A 13,971-nucleotide genomic window follows, 5' to 3' on the forward strand; every position below is an offset into this window, starting at 1 on the left:
ACCGATGGGGTTAATTTCTGCGAGCATAGCCTTAAAGAACCATTTAGGGCTCTTTATCCCGATTTGCCAACTCAGCTTGGGGTTGCTAACCCCCAGGCTAGCGCTGAAAATCCCCAGTTAGTAGGGGAAAATGCTCAGCTGACTGTGCAAGCTTGTGCCGTTGTTCACTACCATGGGGCGCCCACCCCGAGATTGCCAGGGGCAGAACTTAACAAGCGCTTAAAGGACTTGCTGCAACTCAAGTGCCCCTCTTGCCTAAAAGATTTAATGGCGCAAGGGCATAAACTTTTAAAAGAAGCCAAAGGGGAAGCTTTGCTGCATGGGGTCTTTTATCTAGCCACAGCTTATGAGTTGTATGGCACGCTTAACATCCAGGGAGATAAATTTGATCGACAAACACTCGATCAATACCTAGACACCTTAGAGAAAAGTTTAAAAGAGGGAGAAAACTTACTGCATTATTTTGCGGCTCAGGAAAATCTCAGTATTTTTAGTTATCTTTTCTCTGAAAGACCAAGCATAAAATTTCAACTCAATGACTTAGCCGGGGAAGGGATCAAAGAAACGCCTTTACATGTAGCTATCAAGAATGGATTTACACCTGTGGTGCAATTTTTGCTTGATCAAGGAGCAGATGTAAAAAAACTCGATAGCTCTCAGAATAATGCTCTGCATCATGCTTGTCAGTCGCAAAGAGATGGTGTCGATATCGTCCCCATTTTGCTAGAATACGACTCTACTTTTATGCAAGCTAAAAACAGCGATAGCCAGACACCTTTACATTTAGCGGCCCTTGCAGGAAATGAAAAGAATGTAGAATACTTGCTAGGCCAAAATGCAGATCAAACCAAGCTGGATCAGCAAGATAGAGAGGGGAACACCCCTTTGCATTTAGCAATCATGGGGTGGGGTAAATCTTCTTTGGTTAAAGCCAAAGACCGTTATTGTAAAAGTGTCGAAGGATTAGTAAAAAAAGGGACCAGCCTAGATATCTTAAATCATGAGAAGAAAACAGTATTAGCGCTTATTTTTGAAAACGAAAACATTACACATAGTTTGGTTCAGGTAAAACTAAGTCCCCAACTTTTGGTTAGTTCTCTTCGAAACCTTTACCTTTCTCAAAAAACTCTCTCTATTTTTAGGATTAAATCAAGTCAAGAGTGGGAATTTAAGGTCCCTTTAGAAGAAATCTATGTGCGTTTAGCGATCATTGAGAATCAAGAAAGAAAAACATGCGATCAAAAACTGGATAAGCATTCTAATTATATCCAAGATGGCCGTATCCCGACCTATGAAACCATCTTCGAACCTAAGAAAAATATTGAAATTGAAAACCTTTTCGAACACGCAAGCCTTAAGGGAAAAGATAAAAGAATTTACCTGCAAGGTGCCGCTGGAATTGGCAAGAGTACTCTCTGTCACTACATCGCTTATCGTTGGGCAAAAAAGGATCTTTGGCACGACCTCTTTGCTTGCCTTTTTTGGATTCCTTTAAGAAATCTTACTCTAAGGAAATATCCCGCTGATAAAGAGTATACTCCCGCTGATTTGATTGCGAAAGAATATATAGGAAAAATTGATCGTAGCGTTATTGTGGCATGTATCAACAATGCTGCTTTCCGAGCTAAGACCCTGCTGGTGCTAGACGGTTATGATGAGCTTTCCTCAGAAGCCCAAGCAAACACCAGCCTTGCTAAAGCCTTTCAAAAGCTAAAAGAGTTATTTCCTCATATTTTAATCACTTCAAGGCCTGGAAGCTGCTCTTTTAACCGTTCTTGTGAGCTAGAGCTTTTAGGCTTTGATAAAGAAGGGGTTGATCGTTATATCGATAAATTTTTTAAACAATCTCAAGCAAAAGAGAAAAAAGCAAAGCTTCACCGCCTTTTAAAGAATTCTCCTAACGTTTCAAGTCTTGCGCACATTCCTATTCATTTAACCTTGTTGTGTTGCCTCTGTAACGAAAACCCAGAGTTTTTTGATTCTGATCAAGCCATTACGATGAGCGCTATTTATGCCCGCGTAGTTAGCTGGATGTATAAGTGGTTTCTTTTAAGAAAGATTGATCAAGGACAATCGAAACAAACTAAAGAGCAAATTTTGGTAGAAAAAAACCTGCGTCAAAATCCAGAAGTAGCCAAAATTGCCACCGTTTTTGAAGAAATGGCTGACTTTGCTATGAAAAACGACACCCTTTATTTAAGCAAGCAAGAAATCGAAGACTTTAAGGGTAACAAAATCTCGTCCAATGAGCTTGCAGATTGTGGATTGATGCGTATCCCTGAAGCAGAAACTAAAGCTGAAGAAAAGGGATATTTCATCCACTTAACCTTCCAAGAGTTTTTAACTGCTTCAAAAGTTGTTAATCAATACCTTAAAGGAGAAAGACAAGCATGCAAAGAATTTGTACGCAATTACAAGTTTGAGCCCCGCTACGCACTCGTTTTACGCATGATTGCCGGCTATCTTTCCCTCGCTACTTCAAGCAATCGGCGCTATGCGGAGACGCTTCAATTCTTTTTTGATGATCTTTTTGCTGCGCCTCAAGATTTTGCTGTCAGAAGCGAGCTCAATTTGATTGCGGAGTGCTTTGAGGAGTGCCAAAATCCCACTATAGTGAGGCAGTATAAAGGCTTTATTGAGCTTGTAAAAGACTATATTATCCGCCTCTCTTTGTTAGATTTAGTCTGTGTACGGTTGCTTAGAAATAAAAATCTTCTTAATCACCCGCAGGTAACGTGTGCGATCGGAGAATTGTTATCCGAGCCGCAAAGTAGGGAAAGTATGCTAAGGAGCTTGCACCACATCATAATAAAGGGGCAAACGTTAGCTCCAAAAATCGTAAGCTTCATTGCTCGAATTCTTAAAAACTCTGTTGGCGATCCCGCTGTTGAGGAGAATGCTATTGACGTTCTAAGGGCGGTGGCGGAGCAAGGAGGAAAGCTTCCCGAGGAAGCGGTAGGCGCTCTCATCCAAATTGGTGAGAGAGGCGATGGTTATATTAAATGTTGTGCTATCAATGCTCTAGTAACGGCGGCGCAGCAAGGAGGTGAGTTTACTGAGAAAGCGCTAGCTGCTCTTATCCAAATTCTTGAGAAGGGCGAATCTGCTGACGCAGCGTTTGCTGCCTATGTCCTAAGAGCCGTGGCAAAGCAAGGAAGAGAGCTTCCTGAGGAAGCGGTAGACGCTCTCATCCAAGTTCTTGAGAAGGGGAGCCTGAATGCTAAACGCCCTGCTGCCGATGCTTTAAAAGTAGTGACAAAGCAAGGAGGAGAACTTGTAGAGAAAGCGCTAGCTGCCCTCATCCAAGTTCTTAAGAAGGGCGACCCGGATGCTAAAAGATCTGCTGCCGATGCTTTAAAAGTAGTGGTAAAGCAAGGAGGAGAGCTTGCTGAGAAAGCGCTAGCTGCCCTCATCCAAGTTCTTGAGAAGGGTGAACCTGAGGCTAAACGCCCTGCTGCCGATGCTTTAAAAGTAGTGGTAAAGCAGGGAGGAGAGCTTGCAGAGAAAGCGCTAGCTGCCCTCATCCAAGTTCTTGGAGAGGACGGTTTGGATGATAAAAGCTCTGCTGCCTATGCTGTATTAACGATGGCAAAGCAAGCACGAGAGCTTTCTCTTTCTAAAGAAGCGGTAGATATCCTCCTCCAAATTTTTGAGGAGGGCGACCTGGATGCTAAAAGATCTGTTGCCGCTGTTTTAAAAGTAGAGGCAATGCAAGCAGGAGAGCTTCCTAAAGAAGCCTTCGATATTCTCCTCCAAATTTTTAAGAAGGGCGACTCGGATGCTAAAAGATCTGCTGCCGGGGCTTTAGAGGCAGTGGCAATGCAAGCAGGAGAGCTTCCTAAAGAAGCGGTAGATGCCCTCATCCAAGTTTTTAAGAAGGGCGACCCGGATGATAAAAGCTTTGCTGCCGCTGTTTTAAAAGTAGTGGCAATGCAAGCAGGCGAACTTACTGAGGAAGCGGTAGATGCTCTCACCCAAGTTCTTAAGAAGGGTGGCCCGGATGCTAAAATCTATGCTGCCGCTGTTTTAAAAGTAGTGGCAATGCAAGCAGGCGAACTTACTGAGGAAGCGGTAGATGCTCTCATCCAAGGTCTTAGGAAGGGCGACTCGGATGCTAAAAGATCTGTTGCCGATGCTTTAAAAGTAGTGGCAATACAGGCAGGAGAGCTTCCTAAAGAAGCGGTAGACGCCCTCATCCAAATTTTTGAGAAAGGCGATCCGGATGCTAAAATCTATGCTGCCTATGCTGTAGGAGCGGTGGCAAAACAAGCAGGCGAACTTACTGAGAAAGCGCTAGCTGCTCTCATCCAAGTTCTTAAGAAGGACGGCCCGGATGCTAAAAGATCTGCTGCCGATGCTTTAGGAATAGTGGCAATGCGAGCAGGAGAGCTCCCTAAAGAAGCGGTAAATGTACTTCTCCAAATTTTTGAGAAGGGCGATCCTGATGCTAAAATCTATGCTGCCTATGCTGTATTAACGATGGCAAAACAAGCAAGCGGACCTGCTGAGAAAGCTCTAGCTGCTCTTATCCAAATTCTTGAGAAGGGCGAGCCGGATGATAAAAGCTCTGCTACCTATGCTGTAGGAATAGTGGCCTTACGAGGAGGAAAGATTCCTAAAGAAGCGCTAGCTGCCCTTGTCCAATTTCTTGAGAAGGGCGACTCGGATGATAAAAGCTTTGCTGCCGAGGCTTTAGAAGCGGTGGCAATGCAAGCAGGAGGGCTTCCTAAAGAAGTGGTAGATGTTTTCATCCAAATTGTTGAGAAGGGCTATGTTGAGGCTGAAAGGTTTGCTACTCATGTTCTAAGAGCCGTGGCACAACAAGGAGGTGCGTTTAATGAGAAAGCGTTAGCTGCTTTCAGCCAAATAATTGAAAAGAACGCTTCTATTGCTACTTCTGCTATCCCAAAAAAAGTCAATAAAAAGGCTTTATTAAAAATGGGCATCAAAGTATTTCCTTTAACCGCTAAAGCTTGTTTTGTTAATGAGGACAGCTTTTCAGTTAAAGGCCAGCAGCTTCAAATTTCTGACCAAAGAACCACTTATGTCAGCGAGGATGAACTAATGCTCAGCTATGAGGAAATAAGGGAAAAGCTACCTGAGGAGCTTGCTGAGTGGCGGAAACGACTAGATAGCCTAAGCCAAATTGGGAGTTCTTGAGGATTTGCGGATCGAGCTAGACGCTAAAAAGATGAAAAAAAATTGGCTTAATACAACTAGAAAACAGGTATTTAATTAAGCGAACGGGAAAAATCAAAACCTTCTTCTCGTAAAGAGACATATCGATCCTTGCCTATAATGAGGTGATCATTCACGCAAATCCCCACCAGGCGGCCTACGGCTACCAGGGTTTTGGTCACTTCCAGATCTTCTTTGGAGGGAGTTGGATCTCCACTGGGATGATTATGCGCTAGAATCATGCCAGCAGCCCGGTGCCGGATAGCGGGATAAAAAACTTCGCGCGGATGGACAAGGGTGGCTGTTAAAGTTCCAATCGCAATAGTGGGAGAGCAAATCACATACCCTTTGACATCTTGTAAAATGGTGACAAAATGTTCTTTCATCTCTTTTTCAAGATCGTCCTTAATCAAATGATAAGCATGCAAAGGGGTTTTAATCTGAAATTTAGCTGAAGCTTGCGTTCGAGATAAGCGCTTTCCCAAATTTAAGGCGGCTTTCAATTGAATCGCTTTTGCTATGCCTAATCCTTTGATTTGACATAGTTCTTCGACTGTCGCGTCGGCTAAATTTTGCAAAGAGCCGAAGCGGCTCATAATCTCTTGAGAAAGTTGCAAAATAGGCATCCCTCTCATCCCACTTCCAAGCAAGACAGCAATGAGCTCAACAGATGAAAGCACATCTGCCCCATGCTTTAGAAGCCTTTCGCGGGGCCTATCGGCTATAGGAAGACTCAAAACGGAATAAGAAGCATCCACTTCATTCATGAATTCACGTAATCTTTTAATTTATTTGCCAGGGCAATTGGAAGATCCACTTCTATCAGCACATCATTTTCTTCGTAATCTTGAGAGATCACATTCCCACTTCTCCGGATTTCGCTGACAAGAGCATATTCACTTTGAGGAATTCGCAAAGTTAAGGTTTGCCTTTGTTGGCTGAGCTCTCGAAGCATCATTTCTTCAAGTTCTTCAAATCCGCGGTGATGTAAAGCTGAAATAGGGATGGTACGAGGATATTCTAATCTTAAACGGGTAGCTAGTTCATTTTGTTCAGCTTGATCGATCTTGTTTAAAATTGTGATAATGGGTTTATTGCCTGCACCTAGCTCTCGCAAGACCTCCACGGTTGTCCTCGCTTGTTCCAGAGCCATTGGATGGGTGGCATCAATCACGTGCAATAAGATATCGGCTTGGATGGCCTCTTCCAGCGTGCTTTTGAAAGCAGCGACCAGCAGGTGAGGAAGCTTGCGAATAAAGCCCACTGTATCGATAAGTAGGACTTCTTGCCCGGTGGATAAAGAAAATTTTCGAGTAGTCGTGTCTAATGTTGCAAACAACTTGTCTTCCACAAAAACATCGGCCTCGGTCAAAGCATTCAAAAGCGTCGATTTGCCTGCATTGGTATACCCCACTAGGGCAAAAACAGGGATGGTGGAACGTGTGCGGGCAACGCGTTGAATTTCTCGATGTTCTTTAACTTCGCGGATCTCTGCTTGCAATTGTTCTAAACGTTTTTTGATGAGGCGCCTATCAATTTCAATTTGCTTTTCTCCCTCTCCTTTTAGGTAAGCACCTCCCCCGGCTCCTCCTGATCCGTGCTGGCGGGATAAGTGTGACCACAATCGCTTTAAGCGGGGGGCTTGATACTTAACGCGCGCATATTCAATCTGCAAGCGCGCTTCTTTTGTTCTGGCGCGTTGAGCAAAGACCTCTAAAATCACTTCTGTTCGATCCATCACACTTAACTGGAAAGATTTTTCCAGATTGCGTTGTTGGCTGGGAGAAATTTCATCATCAAAAATTATAAGGTCGGCCTCACGTTCTTTACTGAGAACCACTAATTCTTCTAATTTGCCCTGAGTCACGAAAGTGGCAGCATCAATCTTGCGAATAAGACAAGGGACTTTTGCGACAATTTCTACTCCGTATGTTTCGGCAAGTAATTCGAGCTCATCTAAATGCTCTTCACAAATCGCACGCTGGTCGTTACCGTTGTAGGTAGACACAAGTAAAGCTTTTTTCTTTTCTTGGAAATTTTCTTCTTGAGTGGGTAGTTTAGGTTCCTTTTGCACTTTTTTCCTCCAAAGTTGCAGAAAAGCAATTTAAACATTTTCTCTTATTTTTTCTAGTAGATGCGCAATGATAGTTAAGATTCAACTCTTTTTTTAATGGGAAAGAAGATTTTGGAAGTCCTTCCTTGTGTGAAAACATTTAGGCGAATTGGGGCGAAAAATTTAAGGAAAGGCCATCATAAGCTAGGCGTACATGAGATGGAAGATAGGCGTTTGTTTGGTCGTGGTCGAGCTCATGGGCAATGTGGGTAAACCAAACTTGTTTGGCTTTCACTTTTTCTGAAAAGGCTAAGGCTTCATCGACTGTTAAGTGTAGAGGGGAGGGATTAAAGCGCAAAGCACTGATAATTAAAATTTCCGTTCCAGCTAAATCTTCAAATATGGATTCAGGGTAATGGCGGATATCGGAGACAAAGGATAAATTTCCACATTTGAAACCATTTACAGCCATTCCTCCTTGCTCATAAGTAAAATAGCGGAGTCTTAAAGATGAAAAATTGGTTTCTCCCCGTTCGCTTTCTAAAAAGCTGATACGCATTTGGGTAATAAGTTTATAAGATTCTTGCTGTTGAAAGATGTAAGCATATCGATATTTAAGTTCTTCATAGGTAGCCTTCGACATTAAGCATTCTAGCGCCTGTTGAGTATGCATATAATAGACGCGCAAGTCATCGATGCCTCCGCTGTGATCGTAGTGGGCGTGGGTAAAAATGACCCCGTCCAAGCGATCAATGTGGTGAATAAGGGCTTGATTGCGGTGGTCTGGTCCTGCATCGATCAAAACTTTTTTATCATTCACTTTTATTAATCCCGAGGGGCGCATCCGTTTGTTGTAGAGGGAAGGGGAGGAACACACTTCACAGCGGCAACCGATAACGGGGATCCCCATGGAGCCTCCTGTTCCTAAAAAGAGAAATTGAGCGGTAGTTTTCATCATGATTTGCTATAGGGTGTGTTTGATAATGGAATAAAGAGAGAAGCTGTAAAAATAGGGGTGGAGAGAATTTGAATTTTGGTTTTGCCCCTGTTTTCGAAAAAAATGGCCTCTAGCAGAAAAGTCCCTCTCTTGACAAACGCTTTTAAGAGGGGAAATCGGGTAAAAGCCCGCCCTCCAATAAAAAGAGGGAATTTTACAGCGGGAGAGGCACTTGGAGAATTGCCTATACTTTTATCAGACGCAAGAAGGGGGGAGCGATTCACATATGACTCCGAGAAAATTTCCTGACTATCCCAAAAAGGCTTTTTAGGGCGGTTATTCACTTGAAGGGAATTTAATGGTTGGATGAGTGCTAGGGAAATTAAAATATGGCTTAAAGGATACCTTTGGGCTGTGTGGGAAGTGCCAATTTTATAGCTGAGCGTTAACAGAGCGCCTCCTATGCTCAATGCTCCTGCAATCAAAAGAGTAGAAATTTTCTTCTCTGGAGTCCTGCTCATCTTTCCCTATCCTTTTTCAAATTCCTTTTATTTTTGTAATTTTTTTCTTTCCTGTCTATCTAAACTTTTTTCGGATAAATAAATGTTTTTATCTCCTCTTACTAGCCTCATACTGTTCATAGGGGCTTTTTGGGGAAAGTTATCCCTTTGCTTTAAAATTTAAGTCTTCTGCAATGGGGCGGAAAATTCCTCCTAGCTTTAAGAGAAGGCTACTTGCCGCATAGAGTTTTCTTTTCTTGGAGCGGGATTATTTTCAGCAAATCATCCTGCTTTAGATGCCAAAATCCTGCTAAATGGCTCAGAGCAAAAAAACAATTTTGATTAAAACTTTTCTTTTTCCCTCTAGAAAAGGTCTATTTAAGGCAGGAGCTTAAACCTTTTTCAGTAAGATCGAGAAATTTGTTTTAAAAAAAATAATTATTTTATAGTTTGTAAAAAAGTTAGGGTTAAAGCAATGTTCAATGAATGACATATTAAACAAGAGGCTTTCAACATGCGTATAACGCCTTTACCGCGACGTGTTGATCCATTTTATTTTAAGATTATCTTTTTCACCTTTTTATTCTCCTTTTTCCTCGGTTCACTGCAAGCTACTTATATCAAGCGTTTTGAGATAACAGATAATGGGGGCATGCTTTTCACAGGGAATACATTGGGATTAAGTAAGCAAACCGGTAAAAATCAACCGGGAACAAGTGACTCAATCGGGGCGTTTATTACTGTAGACACCACTCAAAAGATAGGAAATTACCCATCAGGTACAACCTTGGAGTGGGAGAAAAATAGCTCGTTTGCCTTTTTAGACTTACCAGAGGGCAGTACAGTGCTTTATGCCGAACTGATTTGGTCAGGCAGCTATGGATTCCAAAATGAGATTACAGGCAATGAACCGGATACCCCTATCACTCTCATCACGCCTAAAAATGCAAGTTTCACCATTACCCCCGATTCAAGCTCAAGCCAAACTGCAACGACTCCAGGCTATTCAAATTGTGGAAATTACGTGCGCAGCGCAGATGTCACCCCCTACGTTAAGGAAGGTGGCGGGGGAAAATATACGGTAGGAGGCATACCGGCTACTATTTCTGCGCTGGATGATACCCATAATGCGGCAGGATGGACTCTTGCGGTTGTTTATCGAAATGGATCGATGTTAACGTATAACATGACATTGTTTGTAGGTTGTGAACAAGCTTCCTATGAGACAAATGCGCCGGCGGAAGTTTCGGGTTTTTGTGCTCCTCCTTCGGGAGCGCTCAAAGGCAATTTATTTATTAGTGCTATTGAAGGAGACGCCAATAAAAGTGGCGACCACATGTTATTTGGGAGCAGTTTACCCCTGACAACCGAAAATAATTCGTTGTCAGGTACAAACAATCCTGAGGAAAATTTTTTTGGCTCGCAAATCAATACGCTTCTTCCGACCAATCAAAGTTCAGCGTTAACTCAGCTTGATGAAAATGGCTCGGGCCTTTTAGATACAAGAGGGAGCTTTGGTAACTTCAATGCGGATCCAGCAACAGGAAATATTTTGTCTGGCTGTAGGCAAGGATATGATATTACAAGCATTGATATTTCCGATCAGCTTACACATGATCAAAGATCTGCTTACGCTCTTGGAACCACGACAGGGGACGACTATACCATCAATGCTTTGGGCATTCAAATTCAGGTGGGTGCCCCTACTATTGCTGCCACAATGCGAGTCAACTCAGAAGAGTCGATTGAAGCTAATGTAGGCGATACCGTCACTTTCACCTGCAATTTTCAAAATAACGGGACAAGTGATGCCATCAAAGTTATATTTAAAGATATCTTGGAGGATGGCCTGGAGTATGTACCCGGCAGCTTTAAGCTCAATCAAGCCCTACAGGCAGATCCTGATCTCACCGTGGGTTTCCCTCTAGGAGAGCTGCCCATCGGCCAATCAGGAATTATTGAATTTGAAGCTCTCATTACCAAGTATCCCGCTAATGGCAACGTGTTTTATAATTTGGGAATCATCGATTACCAGTATCAAACTTGTCTAGATAACATGTTCAGCCTTGAAGCAGTTACAAACACTGTCTCCATTACACTCCCCTTGCTTATTCCAGACCTCACCGTTCATAAACAGGTTAATGCGGAGGAATCTATCGATGCTTGGGTAGGGGAGACTGTAACATTTACCGTGAACATCGATTCCGTAGGGCCAGGGATAGCTCGTAACGTTATTTTGAAAGATCCTTTGCCATCTGGCCATACGCTTGTTCCAAATACCGTTTTGGTAAATGGGGCTCCTGTAAGTTCGGAGGATCTGGAAGGGGGCGTTCCGATCGGGGATATGGATGCAGGAGAGGTGTCTACAGTGAGCTTTCAAGCGACCATTAATGACTATCCTCCCACGGATAACGCTTATTTTTATACAGCGAATATCGATTATCAGTATTTAGCCACACCTAATGAATTTGCGGATCTTTCAGCCATTTCCAACACTGTGCGCACAAATTTTACCCCTCCTCCCTCTTTATTTACAGGACGTGTAAAAAAATGCCAATCCCTTGACCGGAAATATTATTCTTTTACGGCAGAATGGCAAGCTCCCAACTCTCCAGACGTTTTGTTTTATCGTATCTACCATCAAGGGAAAATTGTAGCTAGAGTGGATACTCATTCTCCTTTGATCTATAAAATTTGTTTGAAGTCAAAAAAGTTCGTGCATGGGTATGAAATCGCGGCTGTTTATCCCAATAACAAGGAAAGTCAGCGTGTTAAGGTGAGGATTGTAAATGAATAAAAAAATTTCTAAAGAATGGCTTTTCTTTTTGGTTTGCTTATGTCTGCCGATTTTCGCTCAGGCAGAAATGGCAATTAAATATCGTACCGCCGCTCTTTTTCCAGCCAATAGCCGTTTTAGCCATCTATATGAGGATGTGATTCCCAACTATCAATTCGAAGTCTCCAAATGTATTTGCCCCCATGTCGCGTTATGGGCGAATGCTGACTTTTTTTCAACACATGGAAAAGCAAGCAAATGTGGTCCGTCAAAAATGGGAAGTTTCAACTTGAGCGTTGGGCCAAAATGGATTTACCCTCTTTCCTGTCGATTAGAGTGGTACATAGGAGTGGGGGCTAACCTTGCAATGACCCATGTGAAAAATAAAACCCCTTGCGGAGGTCATCATAAGCATAAAACAGCTGTAGGGGGTGTATTTAAAAGTGGGATTAATTTTTATTTACGGCCGCATTTATTCCTCGATATGTTTTTCGACTACCTTTATCAACCCGTTCATTTTCATAAATGGGTAGATATAGGGGGAGCTAAAATTGGAGGGGGGATAGGCTATAGCTTTTAAAACCTAGCAATTTTAAGTTTTTAAGAAGAAAAGGGCATTTTTGGATTAATGAAGAAAGCTTCTGGGCACAGCGGTTGCGATTGAGCAATCAGCTATGTTGAAAGGTATTTTCCCATGTGGTTTGGGTTTATAAAATTTCTGATTTTTCCTAATTTTAATAAAAATGGAGCTTTAGGAATAAATTTTCTAGCGTAATGCCGATGGATGAGGAGCGCTCTAAGGCTTTTCTAGCTTCGTTAATCGCTGTTTGCACCTGTTCGAGGGAAAGGCGGTTGCCCTGTTGGGCAGACTGTTCTAGCTGTTTATAAGCTTCTTTGTGAAAAAGGAAATTGGGATCTGCTTTCACGCGCATCAATTCTAGATCGCGGTACCAGCTGAGAATAAAATCTAAAAGATGAGTGGTTTCACGGTTTGTTTGTACGGAAACAAAGCCTTCAATTTCTTTTTCAAGAGATTCTCGTTGGATGGCTGTTAAATTTTCAAGATGGCTGGATAATTCTTGGCGCATCTCCTCTTCTGCCTGCTTTTTGGACTGTTCAAGCTGCTCTGTCAACTGACGAACGGTTTCGAGAAGAGCTCCATAAGAAGAAAATCGGCCGGCAGCTAATAGAGGGAGAAGAATATCGGGATAATAGCTCTTTTGGGAGCAAAGGCGCGTAGCCTGTGCAAAAGATCCTTTAGATGAGGCAGCGATGGCCTGAGCTTCAGCCTCTGTTTTTTGGAAGCGCTCTTGGACGAATGGAATAAGATGGCTTGTTTCCACTTGCTGAAAGTAAAGGGTTTGAAAGCGAGATCTCAGGGTTGGAAGCAAATTTTCTGGCAAGGAGGTCAGAAGAATAATCACGCTATCGAGAGCCGGTTCTTCAAAGGTTTTCAGAAGGGCGTTTGCGCTATAGGGAAGCATGCGTTCAGCTTCATGAATAATAAAGACTTTACGTTTGGCTTGATAAGGAACTAAATAGATTTCTTCAGTGAGTTGTCGCATGGCATCAATACTATGCATGCCGAGCTTGCCTTCTGGCTGGTAGATGTGTAAGTCTGGATGAGTCTCTGCTTTGACTTGCTCGCGTTGATCTGATGAGCCATCTGTGAGCAGAATTTCTGCAAACGCTTTAGCAAAAAGGCTTTTTCCCACGCCTTCTGGCCCTGCAAAAAGAAGGGATTGGCTAATGGCGTTTTTTTTGATCATTTTGATGAGATAGTGCTTGATGGGATCGTTGCCGTGAAGATGAGAAAAGTAGGTTTCAAGCATCATAGTCACTGAGTAAACGGCTGATAGTTTCACGCGCATCGCGCCAGACGAGCTCAGGTGACTGGCTTGCATCGATGACATGATAACGCTCGGGGTTTTGGTGAATGAGTTTAATAAATCCTTTGCGAACACGCTCATGAAATTCCAATTTTTCAGATTCAATCCGGTCAATAGAACCGATGGGAGCGTCTTCTTTAGCTGCCTGTTGTGTTCTTGCTAACCCTAGGTGGGGATCAATGTCTAAATAAAGGGTTAAATCAGGGACCACGCTGGCACACACAAATTCGCATAATTTTTGAACGGATTCTAAGCCCAGTCCCCGAGCGACTCCTTGATAAGCAATCGTGGAATCGTTAAATCTATCGCATAACACAATTTTTCCTTTTGCAAGAGAAGGGAGAATCAGTTCCTCTATATGCTGAGCGCGCGCTGCCAAGAAAAGTAAAAGCTCTGCTTTAATGCTGATAGGTGTTTTAGAGTTTTGCTGCAATAGCCATTGCCGGATAGTATTTCCGAGAGCGGATCCACCAGGTTCACGGGTAGAGACAACATCATAGCCAAGTTGCTTAAGGTCGGCTTCAACATGCTGGATAAGGGTTGTTTTGCCAGCGCCTTCGCCCCCTTCAAAGGTAATGAAACAAGGATGTTTTTTCATTGTGTGCATGATGTATCGAAAGGGATAGCTGCAGATAGGT

General features: G+C 42.9%; 9 protein-coding genes. 3 read left to right on the plus strand and 6 right to left on the minus strand.

Annotated features, from left to right (window positions below):
• Positions 1-63: 63 nt before the first annotated feature.
• Positions 64-5,160, plus strand: coding sequence for an ankyrin repeat domain-containing protein (locus PARA125_RS04960; RefSeq protein ID WP_213157628.1), 5,097 nt, complete (start codon positions 64-66; stop codon positions 5,158-5,160).
• Between the two features lie 71 nt (positions 5,161-5,231).
• On the opposite strand, the gene radC is transcribed toward PARA125_RS04960, so the two are convergent.
• The 4 genes from radC to PARA125_RS04980 form a co-directional block, all read right to left on the minus strand.
• The gene (gene radC / locus PARA125_RS04965) at positions 5,232-5,945 is read right to left on the minus strand and encodes a RadC family protein (RefSeq protein ID WP_213157629.1); all 714 of its coding nucleotides are present in this window, start codon (positions 5,943-5,945) and stop codon (positions 5,232-5,234) included.
• Positions 5,942-7,252 (minus strand): GTPase HflX, encoded by a 1,311-nt coding sequence (gene hflX, locus PARA125_RS04970; RefSeq protein ID WP_213157630.1) that lies wholly within the window; start codon positions 7,250-7,252, stop codon positions 5,942-5,944. Before hflX ends, radC begins: the two co-directional genes overlap by 4 nt.
• Positions 7,253-7,391: 139 nt before the next feature.
• On the minus strand, positions 7,392-8,189 hold the full coding sequence (locus PARA125_RS04975; protein ID WP_249274207.1) for an MBL fold metallo-hydrolase: 798 nt from the start codon (positions 8,187-8,189) through the stop codon (positions 7,392-7,394).
• Positions 8,186-8,689, minus strand: a complete 504-nt coding sequence (locus PARA125_RS04980; RefSeq protein ID WP_213157631.1) for a hypothetical protein — start codon at positions 8,687-8,689, stop codon at positions 8,186-8,188. Before PARA125_RS04980 ends, PARA125_RS04975 begins: the two co-directional genes overlap by 4 nt.
• Before the next feature lie 493 nt (positions 8,690-9,182).
• Here PARA125_RS04980 and PARA125_RS04985 point away from each other — a divergent pair, with 493 nt between their 5' ends.
• Positions 9,183-11,465, plus strand: a complete 2,283-nt coding sequence (locus tag PARA125_RS04985; protein WP_213157632.1) for a COG1361 family protein — start codon at positions 9,183-9,185, stop codon at positions 11,463-11,465.
• Entirely contained in the window at positions 11,458-12,024 is a 567-nt protein-coding gene (locus PARA125_RS04990; RefSeq protein ID WP_213157633.1) for a hypothetical protein, read from the plus strand. Before PARA125_RS04985 ends, PARA125_RS04990 begins: the two co-directional genes overlap by 8 nt.
• Before the next feature lie 154 nt (positions 12,025-12,178).
• Here the strand turns inward: PARA125_RS04990 and PARA125_RS04995 are convergent, their stop codons facing one another.
• Positions 12,179-13,357 (minus strand): DNA polymerase III subunit, encoded by a 1,179-nt coding sequence (locus PARA125_RS04995; protein ID WP_249274208.1) that lies wholly within the window; start codon positions 13,355-13,357, stop codon positions 12,179-12,181.
• Entirely contained in the window at positions 13,269-13,940 is a 672-nt protein-coding gene (gene tmk / locus PARA125_RS05000; RefSeq protein WP_213157634.1) for a dTMP kinase, read from the minus strand. Before tmk ends, PARA125_RS04995 begins: the two co-directional genes overlap by 89 nt.
• Positions 13,941-13,971: the final 31 nt, after the last annotated feature.

The organism is Parachlamydia sp. AcF125, from assembly GCF_018342475.1.
In the GTDB taxonomy this organism is placed as follows: domain Bacteria; phylum Chlamydiota; class Chlamydiia; order Chlamydiales; family Parachlamydiaceae; genus Parachlamydia.